This window comes from Christiangramia sp., assembly GCF_029937855.1.
GTDB lineage: Bacteria > Bacteroidota > Bacteroidia > Flavobacteriales > Flavobacteriaceae > Christiangramia.
Window position 1 is genome coordinate 184,636 of sequence record NZ_JAPYPC010000003.1, and the last position, 19,531, is coordinate 204,166.

The following is a 19,531-nucleotide window of genomic DNA, read 5'->3' on the forward strand; positions in this document are numbered from 1 at the left end:
ATTTGACGATAAACTATCGGTAGGCCATTTAGTTCTTCCTACCAGATAATTTAAATATCAATCACTCCTAAGCTTTCGATACTCTCGATCATCTAATTATTCACTTTCCATTGGTGTGTTTCATCTTTAAAGATCTCTTTTCCGAAAATAGGCACTTTGGCCTTGATCTCTTCCACAAAATAATTGCATGCCTCGATAGCATTCTTTCTATGTGCCGAAGAGGTGAAAACGAAAAAGCATAATTCCCCAGCTTTCACTTTCCCGAGACTATGATAAATATGCGCGCAGGTAATGTCAAATTTCGAAAATGCCGCTTCCCTTATTTCATGGAAAGCATTTTCTGCCATTTCCTCGTATGCCGAATAATCTATCGCACTCACAGTTTTCCCATCAATTGTATCTGCACGAATCTGACCTAAAAAGATACTATGAGCACCAATATTGGTCTTCGACTGGTGATTCGCAATAGAATTAGCGATCTTTTCCGGCGGAATGGCGCCCTGTACAAATACTTTTTTTGGTTTTTTCTTCTCCATTAATTTCTTTTTGTAGTCTCCATTAATATTTCATTTAAATCTGATTCAAAATTTCAATTTTTGCCCCCCTTGCGCGTAGTCGAAATGTCGATAAAAATATCTCGACTGCGCCTCTCTGCCACCAGTGCTCGATGTGACGCACATATCTTCTCTTGGTTCAGGTAGATTCAGCATGAGGTTTTTTAATTTAAACAATTATCGTTTCTATTCCTCCTTCAACATTTTTCAGGTGCTCAAAGCCATATTCATTTCTTAACAGCTCTACTACTTTTTTACTTCTTTTTCCCGACTGGCAGAAAACCAGTATTTCTTCCTCTTTGGGGATCTCCCATAATCGTTCATCTAAAACGCTCATCGGGATCTGAATGACATTTTCTGAATTGATCTTCGGCTGCTCGAAAATTTCCCGGATATCGAGGTACTTCTGTTCTGCATCTTTAATCCTACATTCAATTTTCACCGGAATTATTCCATTTTCCCTGATCTTTTCTATCTCTGTCGGTTTTTTCTGGATATTCAGTATTTGCTCTGAACCTGAAAGAATATTCATGATCTTTAACTTTCCGGAAAATATTTTTCCAACGCCCAATATGATCTTTAGAACTTCTGTAGCCTGAAGCATTCCCAATATGCCAGGTGTCACTCCCAAAACTCCGGTCGCTTCACAACTGATATTCTGCCGGGTTGTCTTCGGAAAAAGGCAGCGATACGTTGGCCCGTTTTGATAATTGAATACCGATAACTGACCTTCATTTTTATAGATCGATGCGTAAACCCAAGGTTTTTCATTTAAAATGCTAGCATCATTGATCAGATATTTAGTTTCAAAATTATCGGTGCCGTCCAGAATGATATCGTATTCGCTGAATATCCTTTCAGCATTTTCAATAGTCAGTGCTTCTTCAATGGCAACTAACCGGATCTCTGAATTCAATTGTTCAAGCTTTTCTTTAGCAACCTGAGCTTTAGATTTACCAATATCGCCTTCACAAAATAATATCTGACGATGTAAATTAGACAAAGAAACCCTATCATGATCCATCAAACCGATCTTCCCGATACCTGCGCCAGCCAGATATTGCGCCGCAGGACAACCAAGTCCTCCAACCCCAACGATCAACACGCTGGTATCCTGCAGTTTTTCCTGTCCGGAATTCCCAACTTCACTTAATTTTATTTGTCGGTCGTATCTCATTATCCTCCAGCGAATGGTGGTAAAAACGCCACCTCATCGTCATCTTTTAATTCTACTTCAGTATTTAGATCCTGGTTTACCGCCAGCTGAATCGATTCCGGATCTGCTATATTATGTTTCTGAACCTGCCGGGCTTTAAGCTCCTCAAGGGAAATATTTTCCCCCAGTTCCAGAACTTCCTCGGTTTTTCCAACCGATTCCGCGATCATTCCAAAATATTTTAAATTCACTTTCATTTCTTTTCCATCTGCTTTAGTAATTCCACATCTTCTTTTGTGTCCACATCAAAATTTCCTGCTTCAAAGCTTACAGTTTGATATTCGATTTCTCCATTAATTAATAGTTTTTTCGCTCCCTGATCTCCTTCTAATTTCCCTAACTCTGAAAATAATTCTTTGGAAAAGATTGCAGGCACTCCCAATTCTCCAGAATATTTAGAAAATGTAGCCGGAGCTTTGTTTTCCAACTGAACTTTAATCAAGCTATCAATGTTTTCTTTGCTCACAAATGGCTGATCGGACACCAGTATAAGAATATGCTCCAGATGCTTCTCCGATTTCAGGCTTGCTGCTAAGCCAGATTTAATACTTGTTGACATTCCTTCTTCCCATTCTTCATTCATCACCACCCGGAAATTCCCTGGCTCGATATCATTAATAATCTCCTTAGATTTTGCTCCCAAAACCATCATTTTAGTATCAAACTGAAAAAAATCAGCAACTTCGATCACCTGCTGAAGCAGTAATTTACCTTTGAACTCCACCAGCTGTTTTGGACGTCCAAGTCGGCTGGAAGAACCTGCCGCCAGAATAATTACGCCTATTTTCTTATTCTCGATCATTTTTTCTTTTTTCGTCCTCCTGAACTTAATGCAGGATCTTAACATTTAGATGTTAAAATAAATTCGCCATATCGTGTTCCCAATCTTTGTCACCCTACATGAGATAATATTTTTTTAAAATGATTTTCTTTCTTTTCATGGATCGGTGACTCTTTTTTCCGTAACGGCCTGGCATCTTTACCGGTTAACATCGACTGTATTTCAGCTAAAATTGAAAGTCCTATCTCTGCCGGGGTCTCCGCACCAATTTCAAGACCTACGGGAGCGTATATTTTTTTCAGGGTTTCGTTTTTCAGCTTAAATCCTTCAGTTTTCAACTCATCAAGCATTCGCTTATATTTTTTCTTCGGACCCAGAATTCCTATATAGGGGATCGTCTTTTCAGGTAACAGTAATTTCAGGACAGCCATATCATAATTATAATTATGGCTCATCAATACGAAACAGCTGCGATTATCAATTTCAATATTTTCGAGGGTTTCCTCCGGCTTTGAAACGATCACCTGGCAGGAATTGGTAAAACGCTCTTTATTGGCATGCGTTAGCCTTCCATCGGTCACGATCACATCCCAACCGAGCAATTCAGCCTGCATTGCCAGGATCTGCGCGTCATTGCCAGCCCCCACCAAAATTAATTTTACCGGCGGCTGATAATTCTGGATAAAAAAATAATGAGTATTCCCATTCAGAGCCACTTTCGCAAAATGAGGTTTATTATTATCAAGGCTGATTTTAACCTGCTCCAGAACTATTTTCTTTAAATCTTCTTCTAATCCTTTTCCATGAAAACTTGAATTTTCATTAATGATCATTCGAGTTCCGACCTGATTTTCTGATTTATCCAGATTAAATTGAACCACTATTGCTAAAGGAATATTTTCAGAAATGGCCATTTTCAGTAATTCGCATGGATTAAGCTCATCTTTATAATCCAATGTTTCAAAAAGTACCTGTATGACGCCATTGCAACCTAGCTGCGCACCGATCACTGCATCATCTTCATCACTGGTATCGTATGTAACCAGTTTATTTTTTTGTTTATGTAACGCATATAAGGCTTTCCGAAGCGCATCGCCTTCCAGGCAGCCGCCACTTATTGCCCCGGTTATATTCCCAAATTCATCCACCAGCATCCGGGCACCCGCTCTGCGATAGGAAGAACCTTCCACATGCACCACCGTTGCCATAACACTTTGAATGTTGACATCCTTCAATTTTTTATATTCTGCTATGATTGCATCAAGTTCTCTCATGCTTCAACTCGGTTTAGACTATTCACCGCTATTTTTATTTCTCCAGAGGTGAATTCAATATCATCTATACTGGTGTTTCTCCCCAGGCTTATTCTAATAGAAGACAGGGCCATTTCGTCATTTAATCCCATTGCTGTTAATACGTGAGAAGGATGAATGAAATTAGAAGTGCATGCAGAGCCACGGGAAATGGCAAGCATATTCAATTTTCTTAAAAGCTTAGTTCCATCAATATTTTCAAAGCTGACATTGGTCGTGTTTGGAAGTCGGTTTGAATTTTCAGAATTGATCTTTACTTTCTCAATTTCATCTTTAAAGAAGGCTTCCAGTTTATTCCTTAATTTCAGTATTCTTGCTGATTCATTATTCATTTCAGAAAAAGCAATTTCCGCCGCTTTTCCAAAACCAACGATACCGGGCACATTCAAAGTGCCAGGGCGTAGAGCTTTTTCCTGTCCGCCTCCAAAAATCTGAGCAACCACTTCAACTTTATTTTTCTTGTTTATATATATTGCGCCTACTCCTTTTGGCCCGTAGATCTTATGGGATGAAAAAACTGCCAGATCTAAATTCAAATCTTTTAAATTCAACGGAATTTTACCCACGGCCTGTGTAATATCGCTCATTAAGTTAACTCCTTTTGAATGAACGATTTTTTCGATTTTTTGCATGGGGTGAATAAGCCCGGTTTCATTATTGGCGAGCATCAGGCATACCAGGATTGTATCAGGAGTAATAGAATTCTCTAATTCTTCAAGATCGATATTTCCCTCATGATTCACCTTTAAATAAGTCACTTCAAATCCTTTATTTTCCAGAGCATTCATCGAATCGAGCACCGCTTTATGTTCGGTCTTACACGTGATTATATGATTCCCTTTTGATCTATTCCTTTCACAAAAGCCGAAAAGGCCGAGATTGGCGGCTTCAGTTGCTCCGGAAGTAAAAGTGATTTCCGTGGGTTTACAATGCACAAGTTTGGCAACCTGTTCCCTGGCAAACTCCACATCTTCTTCGGCTTCCCATCCAAAAATATGATCGCTACTGGCATTACCGAATTTTTCGGTGAAATAAGGAATCATAACCTCAACTACTCTCTCGTCTACAGGAGTTGTGGCATTATAATCCAGGTATATTTTCTTTTTTGATATCACTTGCGTTATATATTTACTTATATATCGGTATTTAAATTTTAATATTATTTGTCATCTCGAGCGAAGGGAGATTTCTTAATAGCATGCCTATTTAGAAATTTCTCGCCGTTTTAAAGATTTCTCTCCCGACAGCTATCGGGATCGCTTCACTACGTACCGAAATGACCTACCTCACTAACATTCTTATTAACTGTTCCCGACCAGTGAGAGATTCTTTAATTTAATCATATTTTATGAAGAGAGATTTCTCCCTTGGTGTCACGGTCAAAATGGCAAATATCATTTTTTTATTACTTTCTCCAATTTAAACACTTGGCAGTTAGGAAATCCAAAAACCTATTCCAGAACTTTCAGCAAATTCATTTGTTGTTCTGTAATTTCACTCATTTTTCTTTGCAATTTATCAAATTCCTCCACCAGCTTCAAAGCATAAGGAGTAACTTCTGCCCCGCCACCATGTTGTCCTCCTTTTTTCAAAATAACCAATGGTTCCCTGGATTTAAGATTTAAACGCTGCACCAGGTCCCAGGATTTTTTATAGGACATATTCATTTGTGCGGCTGCTTTAGAAAGCGATCCTTCCTTCTGAATATGTTTGATCAATTCATTAGGTCCGGGGCCATAAAATTTTTCCTGATCATCCTCTATCCAGCATTTAAATTTGATCGTTTTCATTGTTGAAATTGAACTGTTTAGGTTTTAAGTTCCGTTTCCTGAGTTTTCAATTCATTAATAAAGGGTTGCTTATAGAATCTTTTTCCGGTTGCCTTATATAGTGCGTTAGCCAAAGCACCCTGGATTGGTGGCAAAGGCGGTTCACCCAGGCCAGTAGGGTCTATGCCATTATTTCCAAAATGGACGTCTATGGATTTCGGAGCTTCTTTATGTCTAATAAGCCTATAATCATCAAAATTATTTTGTTGGGGTTTACCCTCTTCAAAAGTTATCTCACTATATAAGGCATGACCTATACCATCAATAGTTCCACCTTCCACCATATTTTTAGCGGCATCAGGATTCACTACAATTCCGCAGTCAACTGCACAGGTCACCTTATCTATGGCAGGTTCATTATTCTTAATTGTTAGATCCAGTACCTGGGCTACATAAGAATTATGGCAATAATAAGCTGCAACGCCCCTATTTAAATTTGTATTGCCATTCTCCCAGCCAGATTTATCCCTTACCATCTTCAGCACTCCGGCGTAACGGGCAGCATCGTAATCATTATCTTCTCCCACCGGATCACTTTCAGCGCGTTTAAGCATATCGAGACGGAACTGTATTGGATCCTGACCCATCTCTTCTGCCAGTTCATCTAAAAACGACTGTTCTGCCCCAGCGATAAAATTAGATCTCGGTGCTCTCCACGCCCCCACTGAAATATTTGTCTCTAACATCCAGCTTTCTGCTAAATAATTCTCGATTGCTCCCGCGGGAAAACGATTAGCAAACAACGGACTCTCTGGAATACCCCCGGCATTTACATGAAAGGCGGTTAATTTATTATTGCCATCCAAAGCGGCTCGATAGGTGACATGGTAGGCAGGACGGTATACTCCATTGGTCATATCATCTTCACGGGAATAAACCAGTTTCACAGGTTTCCCCAATTTTTGGGAAATTACAGCGGCTTCCACCAGAAAATGACCATAAAGTCGACGGCCAAATCCACCACCCATCCGCGTCATTTGAATATCAATATTTTCAAGATTTATCCCCAACCTCCTGTTTACACTTTTCTCGGCATATTCAGGGGTTTGTATAGGTCCATACAGCTCAGCTTTATCCTCAGTCACATCTGCAAAAAAGTTCATTGGTTCCAGGCAGTTGTGCGCCAGGAACGGGCAGGTATAAGATCTTTCGATCACGCGGGCAGCATTTTCAAAAGCTTTCTCCGGCTCCCCGTCTTTCCTAACTATTTCAGATTTTTTCGTACCAACGTTAGCCATCAGTGAGGCATGCAGGTCACTACTTTCCAGCCCGCTTGCACCATCCATTCCTGCAGATTTCTCAAGTATCTGAATCTGTTCGGTAAGTTTTGGATTGAGCTCCCACTCCACATCCAGTGCTTTTTTAGCCTGCATTACCTGCCAGGTAGATTCTCCCACTACCACTACAAGTTTGGAAAATGCAGCCACGTCGCTCCACTCCTTTTCCATATCCTCAGGATAGGTATCTATCGTAAAGACATCGGTAATTCCGGACATCTCCTTCACTTTTTCGGCATCCATCGACTTAAATTCCATTCCGAACGCCGGTGGCTGTACAATCATAGCGATCAGCATCCCATCCCTATAGGTGTCTAAACCATAAAGCGGTTTACCCGTCACTATTTTTTTGGCATCCACGTTTTTGCGAGAGGTACCAATTATCTTAAAATTATCATTGTCTTTCAATTCTACTTCTTCCGGAACTTCTACCTGCGCAGCGGCTTTTGCAATTTCGCCGTAACCGATGGATTTATCGCTTCCTGAATGGGTAATGATTCCATTTTCTACGGAAAGTTCTGAAACCGGTACTTCCCACTGATTGGCTGCCGCAGTAAGCAACATTTGTCTTGCCGTCGCTCCGGCTGTTCTCAATGATTCCCAACCCTGTCGAATAGATTGGCTTCCTCCAGCCAACTGCCTTGTAAAAACATCGGTATTCAAAGGAGCCTGTTCCACAATCACATTGTTCCAGTCCACATCCAGCTCTTCAGCTACGATCATTGGCATGGAAGTCTTTACATTTTGGCCTATTTCGGGATTTGGTGAATAGATGGTTACAATTCCGTTATCTCCAATTTTCAGATATCCATTAAGCTCAAACCACTCATCGGGCATTTGCATAGCCATCTCTTCAGATCCTTCTTCCGTAGTCCTTTTGCACGCAAGCCAGTTGAAACCAATGATCAATCCACCTCCGGCAACCGAAACACTTTTTATAAAGGATCTTCTCCCTATTCCTGTTTTTACTTTACTCATTTTGCTAGTGTTTTAATTTAACTGAAGCCTACGCTATTTCAGAATTTGAAGCTTTTTTGATGGCCGTTTTAATTCTAGTGTAAGTCCCGCAACGGCAAATATTACCATTCATGGCATTTTCGATTTCTGAATCACTGGGATTAGGATTTCGTTTTAATAGAGCAGATGCAGACATAATCTGTCCCGCCTGGCAATAACCACATTGCGGCACATCAATTTCCAGCCAGGCTTGCTGTACGGGATGATCACCATTTTCAGATAAACCTTCAATAGTGGTGATCTCATTATCTGCAGCAGAAGAAATGGGAAGTTGGCAGGACCTCACAGCAGAACCATTGAAATGCACGGTACAGGCACCACACTGGGCGATTCCACAGCCATATTTAGTGCCAACTAATTTCAGGTGATCTCTTAAAACCCAAAGTAAAGGTGTGCTGGGATCAGCATCTACTGCTTGTTTTTTCCCATTTATAGTGATATTAAATGTTGCCATAATGAATACAATTTTTTGAGCTCTTTAAATTATGAAAAATATCCTATACTCTCTGTTAAATGGAAAACTAGTTTATACTTTAATAAACGTTGAAGGTCCTCCAAAGGAACCAAAAGGTACTCTCCTTTACAAATTTTAAAATTCTTTAGTGTGTACTTCTAACCCATATTACAGAAAAACTTACCATTTTCACAGATCCTGAAGTATATTAATATTCGCTACTGGAGAGAGTTCCAAAATTTATTAAATTGTATAGATTTTATAGCTGAAACGGAATTAAAAAACTTCAATGTCTTTATTTTTTGGTTTTTCAGCATAAAAGTAACCTGATTAATTTTCAAGCTATGACAAAAATAAAAACCTCCATAAACCGACGTTCTTTTTTAAAAAGCACCGCATTGGCCGGTGGCGGTATAATGATCGGGTTCAACTGGTTACTTTATTCCAATTCTGAAAAAGTCTCTTCGGAACAAATTCCCGAAGATTGGTTTAAGCTGAATGCCTACCTGAAAATAGCCAAAGACGGAACGGTAACCATTCTGGCTCCCAATCCAGAATTTGGGCAGAATGTAAAGACATCTATGCCTATGATTATTGCAGATGAGCTGGACATAGATTGGAGCAATGTGGTTGTGGAACAAGCTCCATTTAATACCGATTTATACACAAGACAATTCGCCGGCGGGAGCCAGTCTATCCGCCAGGGATGGAATGCTTTAAGAATGGCCGGCGCTACAGCTCGCCAAATGCTTATAAATGCCGCGGCCCAGTCATGGAAGATTCCTGCTTCTGAAATCACTACAGAAGCTGGTATTTTAAAACATTCCAGTGGCAAAACTGCAACTTACGGTGAAATGGCCGGTGCTGCATCTAAAATGGAAGTTCCGGAAACCATAGACCTGAAAAAAGTTGAAAATTTCAGCATTATCAGCACCTCAAAAAAAAATGTGGAACTTCCCGCGCTTGTGAGCGGAAAACCCTTATTCGGACTGGATTATAAAGTGGAAGGAATGAAATACGCCACAATCGCGCATCCACCCGCGTTCGGATTAAAATTAAAGTCAATAGATGATAGCAAGGCCAGAAACATGCCCGGAGTAACCGATATTTTCACAATTGATGTTTATAATGAAGGTTACGAATTAAATATTTTTGATACTGTTACTTACAATAAACTTGCAGTGGTCGTTGGCGACAGTACGTGGCAGGTAATGCAGGCTAAAAAAGCACTCGACCTCGAATGGGAAGCTTTTGAAGGCTATACTGAGAAAATGAATGTCTTCGGAAATAAATCTGAAAGAATTGTTCCTCCAGGCCTGGAAAACACTGAAGAACATTGGAGGAAAATGGAAGAACGTTCCAAAGAACCCGGAACCCTTAAACGAAAAGACGGCGACCCTGAAACTGCTTTTAAAAATGCCTCCAAAGTAATTGAAAGCACCTATACCGCTCCATTCCTGGCTCATAATGCCATGGAACCCATCAATTTCTTTGCTGATGTAACCGAAGATAAAGCAATTCTCGCAGGCCCACTTCAGGCACCCCAATTCACCGAGCAAACGGTAGCCGCAAGATTGGGAATAGATAAAGAAAATATTGAGATCATCATGACGCGTATGGGCGGTGGTTTTGGCAGGAGGGCATATTCTCACGAACTTTTAGAGGCAGCAATAATTTCACAAAAGATCAAAAGTCCGGTAAAGCTTTTCTATTCTCGAGAAGCCGATATGACCTACGGAATATATCGCCCTGCCTATCATTTAAAATTTCGTGCAGCACTGGATAAAAATAATAATCTTACCGCCTACCACATAAAAGGAGGTGGAATTCCTGAAAGTCCCATACACGAAAATAGATTTCCCGCCGGAGCAGTAGACAATTACCTGGCTGAAGCCTGGGAATTAGATTCCAATATTACTATTGGAGCATTTAGAGCACCAAGATCAAATTTTATGGGGGCATCTGAGCAGGCTTTTTTAGATGAAGTGGCTATTGCCGCCGGAAAGGATCCTATCGACTTCAGGATAGAACTTTTTGAAAAAGCCAAAAATAATCCGGTAGGAAAAGACAATGATTATGATGCAGAACGATATATGGGAGTCCTAAAATTAGTAAGACAAAAATCTCATTGGGATTCGCCACAAATAAATGTTCACAGGGGCGTAGCTGCTTATTATTGTCATAATTCTTATGTAGCCCACGTGGTAGACCTGAAAATAGAAAATGGAAAACCTGTTTTCGATAAGATCTATAGCGCAGTAGATTGCGGAATTGTTATCAATAAAGATGCAGCAAAAAATATGATCGAAGGAGCGATTACCGATGGTTTAGGGAATGTAATGTTTGGCAAATTAACTTTTAAAGAAGGGGTTCCCCAAAGCAGTAATTTTCATAATTATAAAATGATAAGGATTGATGAGGCTCCGAAAGACATGGAAATACATTTTGTAGAAAATGGCGAAGATCCCACCGGATTGGGTGAACCACCATTCCCGCCAATTTTTGCGGCATTTACCAATGCTTATTCAAGAGCTAAGAATAAAAGATTTTATCATCATCCAATTCTGGAAGAAGTTTAAAAACTATTTTTCGTCATACCGGATTTTAGCTTTCCAATGCTGGAAAAGAACTTTCTGAAACGATTCTAAAACAGACTTTTTTAAGGACAAATAAATCAGTGGCCACTAATGCACTAATAATTCTATTTAAAGTGACTAAAAATTCGTGAATTCATGGCAGACTATTTTAATAATATTGAAAAGTTGAGACAATAAATGGATTAGATAACTTCCTCCTACTTCGCTGCCCTATTCAACTAGATATTTCCTCACTGACTTCAGACTAATCAAAAAAAATATAGCTATCGCATCAGGCAGAAATTGTTTTAGCTTCTCTCCCGGGGATAAATTTACTGGCCACTAATGCACTCATATTCTTATGGAAACGGACTCACGTATTTTAAATAATTATATACAAAGAATTCCTGAATTAAAATCATTCAGAATCAGCAGGAGCATAAGCACCATTCTCCAGCCAGGTAAGCCAGGCTTCTTTCCATTCCTCATGGGAATATGGTGGTAAGGAAAGTCCTTCAGCAGGATTCCAACCGGCTTTTACCAGTGTATCCTCAGCATGCTCTATAAGATCTTCAATAGATTTATTTCCGTTCTTAGACTTATCAACCAGTTGTTTGGCCAGTTCTGAAGCTGATCTTCCTTGAAATACCATTTTCATATCTGCCGGCGGCAGGTGCCATTCCGGATTTCCCGGTGGCGCATGTTTCCCGGGGGTATTAGTATTCTGGTGGCAATTTGCACATTTCATGGCATACAGTCCTTTTCCATCCTTCCCTCTTCTTGGTTTCATAGAGTGAACATGACTATCATCACCCTGTAAAGGTATATCTCCGGCCGGATGACAATTCATACACCTTGGGTGCATCAAGACTTCATATACTTTTTTAAAGGCCTGGACGGAAGCAAGACTGTCGTTTTCCTGTTGCGGAATTTTCACATATTCAGCTTTACTAAATTGCTTCCCGGTCATTCCCATGCTAACAGCAACAATGGTAAGAATAAATAAAACACCCGCAAATTTTCTATTCTTATGAAGATGCAATAATTGCTTCCTGTTTTTCATGTATTAAAGAGTTTAAAGAATGATTAAAAATTTAGGAGTTGCTTTTATTAATCTCAGCGGCGAGATGAATCGCTTTTCGGATTCTGGAATAAGTACCGCAGCGACAAATATTACCGGACATTGAAATATCTATATCTTCATCGGATGGATTTGGGTTTTCCCTCAACAGCACAGCTGCCGACATGATCTGACCACTATGGCAATACCCACATTGAGGAACATCTACCTCCATCCAGGCCTGTTGGATGGGATGATCATTATTTTCAGCTAAACCTTCAATAGTGACTATTTTTTTTCCTTCCGCCCGTTTAACTTTAGTTACACAGGAACGAGCAGCCTCTCCATCCAGGTGCACTACACAGGCACCGCATTGGGCCACACCACAACCGTATTTGGTCCCCACAAGGTCCAAATGGTCTCTTAAAACCCAAAGTAGGGGAGTATTAGGATCTACATCAACTTCTATTAGCTTATTATTTACATTAAGTGAGACCATTCTTTATTAATTTTGAGCGTTTTACTAAAAATAAGAAAATTTTCTAAGGTGTTTTTATAGTTCAAGATTGAATTTCAATTAAAGCCATCTATTCCCTGTACTGTTCATCTGTCACCGCATCCATCCATTCGGTGGCGCCATCAACACGGCTGGTTATAGCAATCTGGACAAATTCTTCATTCGGACTGGCCCCATGCCAGTGCGGAATATCTGCCGGACATTTTACTACATCCCCTTTTTTAAGAATCCTTTTTGAACCTCCCTTTTCCTGGTAATAGCCTACTCCGGAAAGCGCTAAAATGATCTGTCCGTTAGGATGCTGGTGCCAGTAAGTCCTGGCGCCTGGTTCAAATGTGACCACGCCCGCGGCGTTCCGGTTAACCTCATCGGCGGTGACCAGGAAGTTTAACCAGGCCGTACCTGTAAATACCGGTGCATCTATCTTTTCACCCTTGGCAAATATCTTTTTCTTATCATAATCTGCTGCATCAGTTTCAGAATCTTGCGGCACTCCGGAAATCAAAGTGGCAACAAGTTCCCTTCCTTCCAGGGCCGATTCCTGGTCAATTTCGGTGTCGATATAATCCAGGATCTGAAGAATTTGGGTTTCTGTCACTCCCAGTCGCATTCCAATTCCTATATGCCCCCTCAGCATCGGCGCCAGATTACCCATGGTGATCAAGGCACTTATCGTGGCAATTTCCCTTTCCTTAAAAGATAATACGCCTCTTTTAAAAATATCGGCGAAAAGATGCTCCTTTAGAAATACTTCTATTATGGGAACAGTTTCTGCATAACCTGCATTTGGCCGGTCTTCCACTCCGGTTAATTCCGCCAGGACTTCCTTCCCTATTTCATATTTATCACCCTCTGTCAAATCTTTCGGTTCTTCCCCAATCTCATCTTCGATTCCGCGCTCCTTTCTGTTTTCAAGCACATCGGTTAGAGTATTGATCGCCATTAAGCTACGGGGAAAACCGCAATAAGCGTACAGATGTACCAGTTCTTCCTTGATCTTGTTTATAGAAAGTCCGTTATCGAGCCCTTCATGTAAAGCATCACTTAAAGTTTCCAGATCCCCTTTCGCAGTCGCCGCCGAAATTTTGGCGATGCTATAATCTGTAGGGCTTAATTTTTTTGAATCGTTTTGAGCGGAAATTGAACCTGTCGCCAGGATCATCAAAGCGATTAGAATCTTGGTTATTACTTGTTTTCTCATAATTTTATATTTTTTAGATTATGAATTTAAGCTCCATGAAAAGGTTTTGTCACCCTGAGCGCAGTCGAAGGGTCAGCAAAAACATCTCGACTGAGCCTGTCTAGCATAAGGAAGGTTTGATGGGATAAATAATATTTTTCTATTAAATTAATTACTCAAAAAGCTCATTTTCTTTTTTGCATCGCCCAAAAAAGAAACAAAAAAGTCTAGGCTTACGAAACTTTATCTAAATTTATTGTTCAATTCCTAAATTTTAGGAACTCGCTAGTAAATACAACTAAAATTGAAAAATTCGTTTAGCTCAAACAGCCTAAAATTTTATGGGATTTTCACTTCAAATTTTACGATAAACTTTCGATAGGCCAATTTAAAAAGCTCTTCCGCTGAAATATCATTTCTCTTATTGTAATGATCATGTAGCTTAAAGCTATTATTTCAAAACGCCAATTTCCTGTAACCACTCTTCAACCAGTTCCTCAACCTTTTCTTCCCTATCACCTTTAATGGCGAGAAAAATACTCTCTTTTTCATGGCCTCCTTTTACGGAAAATTCTTCGAGAATATTAGACCTTGGACTCAATTCTCTAATTTGCCTAATGCTGCTGCCTAAACCATAGCCGGCATTGGTATTGAAGGGAATTAGAGTTTTGCTTTCCAGATCGTTTTCAGCTAAAAAAGTTTTCATCGGCGGGGGCAGCTGCATATCCCAGGTTGGAAAGCCGATAAACACCATATCATAATCTTCCAGATTTTCAATTTTCGTTCTCAAAGGCGGCAGAAATCCTTGCTCGTTCTCCTGATCTACCTGGGCAACTATTTCCTGATAATTCTCTGGATAGCGATTTTCTTTTTCCAGGGCTACCAGTTTTCCACCGACTTTCTGCTGAATGATCTCTGCAACCGCTTTGGTATTGTTTGTACGCGAGAGATAAACGATTAGGATATTTTCGGAATCCCGGGATAAATTTTCCCTGTTTTCTGCCTTATCCTTTTTGCCCGGATTGCAAGCCAGAATCAACATTAGAAATATCAGATTTTTCAGCATCATTTTTCCATTTTAAGTTTATTCCTCAATTTTTTGGAAAATCATCGACATGCTTTCCTTATCTATTGCCTGCATATCAATTAATTTTAGAGATTTGACCATTTTCAGCGTTGTTTCTTTATAGTGTTTAAAATGCGATGTTTGAAGATGGGATTCATAAGCCTCTTTGCTGGCATAGATTTCCAGGATCCTTATTTCAGTTGGATTTTCTTTTTGAAACATCGGAAAAATGGAAATAACTCCTGGCTCCAAACGCACCGAGGCCGCAGATTCTTCCTTTAAGATAGTAATATATTCATCGAGCCGGGAAGGATAAACCTCAATTTCTGAAAGCCTGAACATCATTGTATCAGGATCAGAATTAGCATTTTCACCATTTCTTTGCTGGCCAAGAGCATAGGAAGTGATAGCCAAAAAAAGAAAACACCATAGCAATTTATTTAGTTTCATATTTTTTCACCTTAATTATTCTATTGCATTTCTTTTGACATTACGGCTTTTTCAATCACATCCAGCCTTACTTCTTTGGGATCTGGTATTCCCACAGCCGACGCATCATTTTTGAATTCAATGATATTATTAATTTCAGGACTGTAAACCGGCCATTTCGGTAGCCCTTCAGCATTTGGATCACCCGTTTTAGCGAAATTAGCCCAGTAGGTGTTCATCAATTTCGCGACTTTTTCATCTTTGGCCGTTACGGTGTCAATGCTACGACGGGCATCAAGATTATTAAATACATAAGGAATTTCTGAAGCGTGCGAAGCACCGTAGCGCATTCTCTCCTGCATCACCTTCGGTACGTAAGAAAACAAATAAATATAGGCAGGCGTATCTTTTTCAGCATAGGCCCTGGCGGTAAATCTGGCTGGCTCAGCCCAAACCTTATCGGTATTGACCATCGTGAGAATTTCTTCCAGTTCCTTATTTCCATTTGGATCATAAGCTTTTTTCGCCTCCTTCTTAAATTTTCCGAAGAGGTTAAAAAGTGCTTCTTTAGATTCTGCATTTACAAATCCGCCCGGAACTTCAGCGCTATTAGATCCAATGATAATGGGAACGGCTGCCATATTTCCTTTTTTATATGCCGATTCTGCCGTTTCCACCACCAGGCTGCCATCCAGGATAGGCCCGGAATAAATTGGCGCACCTCCCGGGCCATCAGTTTCCTGGCCACCATCAACAATCTCCGCGACACTCAGGGCACGCAGGGCGGCTAGTGCCTTTGCATTTGTACCCTCAATATTATGCTTTCTGGCAAAATTTACTCCAATAGTTTCTGCTGAAACCGGGTAGTATCGATCAGCATTCTCCTCAGTTATAGGCCTTCCGGTAAGCACCCCATCCCGACCGCCTCCCGACTGTATGATCGCTTTATGAAAAAGGCCCTTAGCCAAGGGAATCGTTAAGAGGGAATGTACCGACACCCCGCCTGCAGATTCACCAAAAATGGTCACATTATCCGGGTCTCCGCCAAATGCTGAAATGTTATTTTTTACCCATTTTAGAGCCATGATCTGATCCATATAGGCATAACTGCCTTTATGTTCTTCAGGATGTTCTTGACTCAATGCCGGGAAGGCAAAATGTCCAAGCCGGCCCAGGCGATAATTAAAGGTCACCAGGATCACATCTTTTTTAGTAAATTCTTCCCCGGAGACTTCCGGACCTGAACCACTGCCAAAAACAAATGCTCCTCCATGTATCCAAACCATCACGGGTAAAGCTGATTCTGCTGTAGCGTGCGATGGTTTCCATATATTTAAGAAAAGACAGTCTTCGGAGGAACTAGCGCTAATTGTACCCGGTTCTCCGCCCCAACCAAACTGGGCACAATCAGCGCCAAATTTGGTAGCATCAAGTTCTCCTTCCCATTTTGCTGCAGGTTGTGTTTCCCGCCACCGCAGGTCTCCTACCGGGGCAGCAGCATAGGGAATGCCTTTAAAGCTGGCAACTTTCCCATCACTTAATCCGCGGACTAATCCATGCTTTGTTTGTACACGAGCATCATCTGTAGCTGCATCCCCGGCAGCCTCTTTCTGTCCGCATGCCGTAAGGCTTAAAAACAGGACTAAAAGCGAAATAATTTTTTGCATTTGAAAGCTTTAATATTAAACCTGATATCTACAGGAAACTATTTCTCTAATCCCTGCTCATTAACTTTGAAAATGTAAGGTCTGCCAGTTTCCAGTTCTCATTTTCCTTTACATAAACTTCGGTAACCATAAAGGGATTGGATACTTCATTGCCACCTACAACCGCCAGCAGAGTAATCCGGTTCCAGAGAATGGCAGTATTCTCATTCAGAACCTCTACCATCACTTCATGGATATCGGCGTTCTTATAATGAATACCACCACTCCTTATGATCTCAACTTCCCGGTCTTTTCCCCAGGTACCGCCCATATGCACGAATTTTGCCTTATCATGAAAGAGATCCGCCAGTTTATCGGCTTCCTTATCGGCCATCCACTGCCATTTCTTTTCTGAAAGTTCAGTTATTTCCTGTTCTGTTGCTGAATCCTGAGCGAAAGCCGGTGCGCTGATAAAGACCAGTAATATTCCGGCAATGAATGTTTTTATCTTAACTGTTTTCATGATTTCGTTTTTTAGAAAAAATTATTTTTCAATTTCATGGGTATCCCGGACACTGCTGAAGGTGAGGTCCAGCAATTTCCAGTCGCCGCCTTCTTTTTTATAGAATTCGGTTACGGTAAATTCATTTTCCACATCGCTGCCCCGTACGTGGGCGGTAAGCGTAATCCTGTTCCAGAGAACGGCAGTGTCATCAAAAACTTCTACCGCCACATCATGTACCTCTGCATTTTTATACCAGATACTTCCGGTTTCAATAATTTCCAGCTCCCTGTCTTTTTTCCAGGAACCGCTCATATGGACAAATTTTGACTGATCATGAAATAGATCTTCAAGTTTCTCCACCTCCTTATCGGCCATCCATTGCCATTTCTGTTTGGAAAGCTGAACCAGTTCTTCCTGTATGTTTTCTTTCCTGATACTGTCAGCATCTATGTTCATGAATTTTTCCTCCGGAATTGGCTCCAGCCATTGGGTGGGGGCGTCGCCGGTAATGGCCAGATAGGTTACTCCGCTACCCGGGGTAGAGGCGTGCCAGTGTTCAACACCCGGCGAGCATTGTACTAGTTCACCCTTTCGGAGGATTTGAATTTCCTTACCGCGTTCCTGGTAAGTTCCTTCACCATCCAGAATGATCAATTGCTGACCTTTGGGATGCAGGTGCCAGTCCAATTTGGCTGCGGGCGCAAAAGTGGCCACGGTGATACTATGGTCAAAAACCTCATTGGCGGCTTTAACATGGGTAAGCCAGACATCTCCCGTATGATGCACGTTAGGCGCTAATTCGCCTTTTGGGAAAATGTTTTGAGCAATTGCAGAGGTCGGCATGATTAATCCGATTACTGCAATTAATAAAAATATTGTTTGTATGTTTTTCATAATTTTAATTTTTGGAATTTAGTTTTTCTTAATCCAGATCTTTCTGTTTCAGCCATTCAAATAGATGATCGGCGACCTGTTTATTATTTAGGTCTGACCCCGCTGGTGTGCGATTGTATCGCGTTCAATTCCCAAATCTTTATTAATTGACCCCAGCTGGTGCGCGATTGTATCGCGTTCCTTCTCCTTTCCCAAATCTTTATTAATGGTCCAAATCCCTTTTCACCCGTAATATTGAAAAACAACAACATCCTCCAAAAGCCCTTTTTCATCTGCATAATCACCTGCACTGCTATAAACATAGTTTTCTGCTCTATAAACCAAACCCGCCTCTACCGGATTATTATGAATATAGCTGATTTTTTCCCAAATAACTTTATTGCTCCATAATTCAATAGGCTTATTATCATGTCTCCAGAACTGATGCTCTTTTACATTGGATGATTTTGCAGCAGCTTTTTTAAATTGCTCCAGGAGAAATTCTCTTCGGCTTTCTCCTGGGTTATTCTGTATAGCTTTTACCAATGCCTTACTGGTAAAACGTTTAAAATCTCCTAAAAGGAGCGACGGATGCTGCCCTTTTAAACTTCTAAAGACCAGGTGAATGTGATTTGTCATTATACACCAGGCAACTATTTCCATTCCTTTCTCCTTTTGACAAAAAGAAAGACTTTGCAACAGAATATCCTTATACTCATTACGAGTAAAAACATCAAGCCAATACACAACCGCGAAACTTACAAAATAAAGACCTTCAGGATTATGGAATTTATAATTTCGGCTCATGTTCTAAAGATCTTATTTTTTCCAGACTTAACCACGCGATGCAATCGCGCGGGTGGATATGAGGCCACTCCACGCGATGCAATCGCGCGGTAGCAGGGGCACATTGGGCGCTAATTCGCCTTTTGGAAAAATATTTTGAGCAACTGCAGAGGTCGGCATCATTAATCCGATTACTGCGATTAAAATGAGTGTTTTTTGTATGCTTTTCATAATTTTAATTTTTAGAATTTAGTTTTTCTTAATCCAGATCTTTCTGTTTCAGCCATTCAGATAAATGTTCCGCTACTTCTTTATTGTTAAGATCGGACATCGGGAAATGCGTATTTCCTTTCAGTCCGATTTCCGGCAAGGGGACCAGGCTTACATCACCTCCGTTTTTGTTTACCACGTCTTTCCATTTCCTCGCCATTGCGAGTGCAACGCGCCACTGT

The 19,531-nt window shown here is 40.6% G+C and carries 20 protein-coding genes and 1 pseudogene; 1 reads left to right on the top strand and 20 read right to left on the bottom strand.

What is annotated here, in order from left to right:
• Positions 1-92: 92 nt before the first annotated feature.
• From Q1K34_RS03080 to Q1K34_RS03120, 9 genes are all read right to left on the bottom strand, one after another.
• Positions 93-536: a molybdenum cofactor biosynthesis protein MoaE gene (locus tag Q1K34_RS03080; protein ID WP_300434347.1), complete on the bottom strand. Its 444-nt coding sequence runs from the start codon at positions 534-536 to the stop codon at positions 93-95.
• A gap of 187 nt (positions 537-723) precedes the next feature.
• On the bottom strand, positions 724-1,731 hold the full coding sequence (locus Q1K34_RS03085) for a HesA/MoeB/ThiF family protein (RefSeq protein WP_300434350.1): 1,008 nt from the start codon (positions 1,729-1,731) through the stop codon (positions 724-726).
• A complete protein-coding gene (locus Q1K34_RS03090) occupies positions 1,731-1,940 on the bottom strand; it encodes a MoaD/ThiS family protein (protein ID WP_300434353.1) in 210 nt (69 codons plus the stop codon). The genes Q1K34_RS03085 and Q1K34_RS03090 overlap by 1 nt, the downstream gene beginning before the upstream one ends.
• Before the next feature lie 23 nt (positions 1,941-1,963).
• Complete coding sequence (locus Q1K34_RS03095) at positions 1,964-2,572, bottom strand: nucleotidyltransferase family protein (RefSeq protein WP_300434356.1); 609 nt, start codon at positions 2,570-2,572, stop codon at positions 1,964-1,966.
• 89 nt (positions 2,573-2,661) lie between these two features.
• A complete protein-coding gene (locus tag Q1K34_RS03100; protein ID WP_300434358.1) occupies positions 2,662-3,825 on the bottom strand; it encodes an XdhC family protein in 1,164 nt (387 codons plus the stop codon).
• Positions 3,822-4,979, bottom strand: coding sequence for a cysteine desulfurase family protein (locus Q1K34_RS03105; protein ID WP_300434360.1), 1,158 nt, complete (start codon positions 4,977-4,979; stop codon positions 3,822-3,824). Before Q1K34_RS03105 ends, Q1K34_RS03100 begins: the two co-directional genes overlap by 4 nt.
• 336 nt (positions 4,980-5,315) lie before the next feature.
• Entirely contained in the window at positions 5,316-5,654 is a 339-nt protein-coding gene (locus tag Q1K34_RS03110; protein WP_300434362.1) for a winged helix-turn-helix domain-containing protein, read from the bottom strand.
• A 17-nt stretch (positions 5,655-5,671) separates the two neighbouring features.
• Positions 5,672-7,948 carry a molybdopterin cofactor-binding domain-containing protein gene (locus Q1K34_RS03115; protein ID WP_300434364.1) on the bottom strand — a complete coding sequence of 759 codons (2,277 nt, stop codon included), beginning with the start codon at positions 7,946-7,948 and terminating at the stop codon, positions 5,672-5,674.
• A 28-nt stretch (positions 7,949-7,976) separates the two neighbouring features.
• Positions 7,977-8,441, bottom strand: a complete 465-nt coding sequence (locus Q1K34_RS03120; protein WP_300434367.1) for a 2Fe-2S iron-sulfur cluster-binding protein — start codon at positions 8,439-8,441, stop codon at positions 7,977-7,979.
• Positions 8,442-8,785: 344 nt separating this feature from the next.
• On the opposite strand from Q1K34_RS03120, the gene Q1K34_RS03125 reads away from it, so the two are divergent.
• Positions 8,786-11,020, top strand: coding sequence for a molybdopterin cofactor-binding domain-containing protein (locus tag Q1K34_RS03125; RefSeq protein WP_300434370.1), 2,235 nt, complete (start codon positions 8,786-8,788; stop codon positions 11,018-11,020).
• 415 nt (positions 11,021-11,435) lie between these two features.
• On the opposite strand, the gene Q1K34_RS03130 is transcribed toward Q1K34_RS03125, so the two are convergent.
• From Q1K34_RS03130 to Q1K34_RS03180, 11 genes and pseudogenes are all read right to left on the bottom strand, one after another.
• Complete coding sequence (locus tag Q1K34_RS03130) at positions 11,436-12,080, bottom strand: hypothetical protein (protein ID WP_300434373.1); 645 nt, start codon at positions 12,078-12,080, stop codon at positions 11,436-11,438.
• Positions 12,081-12,111: 31 nt separating this feature from the next.
• Positions 12,112-12,576, bottom strand: coding sequence for a 2Fe-2S iron-sulfur cluster-binding protein (locus Q1K34_RS03135; RefSeq protein WP_300434375.1), 465 nt, complete (start codon positions 12,574-12,576; stop codon positions 12,112-12,114).
• A gap of 88 nt (positions 12,577-12,664) precedes the next feature.
• Complete coding sequence (locus Q1K34_RS03140) at positions 12,665-13,795, bottom strand: carboxymuconolactone decarboxylase family protein (protein WP_300434378.1); 1,131 nt, start codon at positions 13,793-13,795, stop codon at positions 12,665-12,667.
• A 430-nt stretch (positions 13,796-14,225) separates the two neighbouring features.
• A complete protein-coding gene (locus Q1K34_RS03145; RefSeq protein ID WP_300434381.1) occupies positions 14,226-14,843 on the bottom strand; it encodes a flavodoxin in 618 nt (205 codons plus the stop codon).
• Between the two features lie 15 nt (positions 14,844-14,858).
• Positions 14,859-15,290 (bottom strand): antibiotic biosynthesis monooxygenase family protein, encoded by a 432-nt coding sequence (locus Q1K34_RS03150; protein ID WP_300434384.1) that lies wholly within the window; start codon positions 15,288-15,290, stop codon positions 14,859-14,861.
• A gap of 20 nt (positions 15,291-15,310) precedes the next feature.
• Entirely contained in the window at positions 15,311-16,936 is a 1,626-nt protein-coding gene (locus Q1K34_RS03155; protein WP_300434387.1) for a carboxylesterase family protein, read from the bottom strand.
• A gap of 46 nt (positions 16,937-16,982) precedes the next feature.
• Positions 16,983-17,438 carry a nuclear transport factor 2 family protein gene (locus tag Q1K34_RS03160; RefSeq protein ID WP_300434390.1) on the bottom strand — a complete coding sequence of 152 codons (456 nt, stop codon included), beginning with the start codon at positions 17,436-17,438 and terminating at the stop codon, positions 16,983-16,985.
• Positions 17,439-17,459: 21 nt separating this feature from the next.
• Entirely contained in the window at positions 17,460-18,314 is an 855-nt protein-coding gene (locus tag Q1K34_RS03165) for a DUF4440 domain-containing protein (protein WP_300434393.1), read from the bottom strand.
• A 222-nt stretch (positions 18,315-18,536) separates the two neighbouring features.
• Entirely contained in the window at positions 18,537-19,100 is a 564-nt protein-coding gene (locus Q1K34_RS03170) for a transposase (RefSeq protein WP_300434396.1), read from the bottom strand.
• 27 nt (positions 19,101-19,127) lie between these two features.
• Complete coding sequence (locus Q1K34_RS03175) at positions 19,128-19,310, bottom strand: hypothetical protein (protein ID WP_300434399.1); 183 nt, start codon at positions 19,308-19,310, stop codon at positions 19,128-19,130.
• A gap of 28 nt (positions 19,311-19,338) precedes the next feature.
• Positions 19,339-19,531: pseudogene (locus Q1K34_RS03180) on the bottom strand (alpha/beta hydrolase); the annotation flags it as partial.

What these genes read in the sequence shown, in the direction of transcription:
- Q1K34_RS03080 (WP_300434347.1), bottom strand. Translation starts at nt 536, where the DNA reads ATGGAGAAGAAAAAACCAAAAAAAGTATTTGTACAGGGCGCCATTCCG.
- Q1K34_RS03085 (WP_300434350.1), bottom strand. Translation starts at nt 1,731, where the DNA reads ATGAGATACGACCGACAAATAAAATTAAGTGAAGTTGGGAATTCCGGA.
- Q1K34_RS03090 (WP_300434353.1), bottom strand. Translation starts at nt 1,940, where the DNA reads ATGATCGCGGAATCGGTTGGAAAAACCGAGGAAGTTCTGGAACTGGGG.
- Q1K34_RS03095 (WP_300434356.1), bottom strand. Translation starts at nt 2,572, where the DNA reads ATGATCGAGAATAAGAAAATAGGCGTAATTATTCTGGCGGCAGGTTCT.
- Q1K34_RS03100 (WP_300434358.1), bottom strand. Translation starts at nt 3,825, where the DNA reads ATGAGAGAACTTGATGCAATCATAGCAGAATATAAAAAATTGAAGGAT.
- Q1K34_RS03110 (WP_300434362.1), bottom strand. Translation starts at nt 5,654, where the DNA reads ATGAAAACGATCAAATTTAAATGCTGGATAGAGGATGATCAGGAAAAA.
- Q1K34_RS03115 (WP_300434364.1), bottom strand. Translation starts at nt 7,948, where the DNA reads ATGAGTAAAGTAAAAACAGGAATAGGGAGAAGATCCTTTATAAAAAGT.
- Q1K34_RS03120 (WP_300434367.1), bottom strand. Translation starts at nt 8,441, where the DNA reads ATGGCAACATTTAATATCACTATAAATGGGAAAAAACAAGCAGTAGAT.
- Q1K34_RS03125 (WP_300434370.1), top strand. Translation starts at nt 8,786, where the DNA reads ATGACAAAAATAAAAACCTCCATAAACCGACGTTCTTTTTTAAAAAGC.
- Q1K34_RS03130 (WP_300434373.1), bottom strand. Translation starts at nt 12,080, where the DNA reads ATGAAAAACAGGAAGCAATTATTGCATCTTCATAAGAATAGAAAATTT.
- Q1K34_RS03135 (WP_300434375.1), bottom strand. Translation starts at nt 12,576, where the DNA reads ATGGTCTCACTTAATGTAAATAATAAGCTAATAGAAGTTGATGTAGAT.
- Q1K34_RS03140 (WP_300434378.1), bottom strand. Translation starts at nt 13,795, where the DNA reads ATGAGAAAACAAGTAATAACCAAGATTCTAATCGCTTTGATGATCCTG.
- Q1K34_RS03145 (WP_300434381.1), bottom strand. Translation starts at nt 14,843, where the DNA reads ATGATGCTGAAAAATCTGATATTTCTAATGTTGATTCTGGCTTGCAAT.
- Q1K34_RS03150 (WP_300434384.1), bottom strand. Translation starts at nt 15,290, where the DNA reads ATGAAACTAAATAAATTGCTATGGTGTTTTCTTTTTTTGGCTATCACT.
- Q1K34_RS03155 (WP_300434387.1), bottom strand. Translation starts at nt 16,936, where the DNA reads ATGCAAAAAATTATTTCGCTTTTAGTCCTGTTTTTAAGCCTTACGGCA.
- Q1K34_RS03160 (WP_300434390.1), bottom strand. Translation starts at nt 17,438, where the DNA reads ATGAAAACAGTTAAGATAAAAACATTCATTGCCGGAATATTACTGGTC.
- Q1K34_RS03165 (WP_300434393.1), bottom strand. Translation starts at nt 18,314, where the DNA reads ATGAAAAACATACAAACAATATTTTTATTAATTGCAGTAATCGGATTA.
- Q1K34_RS03170 (WP_300434396.1), bottom strand. Translation starts at nt 19,100, where the DNA reads ATGAGCCGAAATTATAAATTCCATAATCCTGAAGGTCTTTATTTTGTA.
- Q1K34_RS03175 (WP_300434399.1), bottom strand. Translation starts at nt 19,310, where the DNA reads ATGAAAAGCATACAAAAAACACTCATTTTAATCGCAGTAATCGGATTA.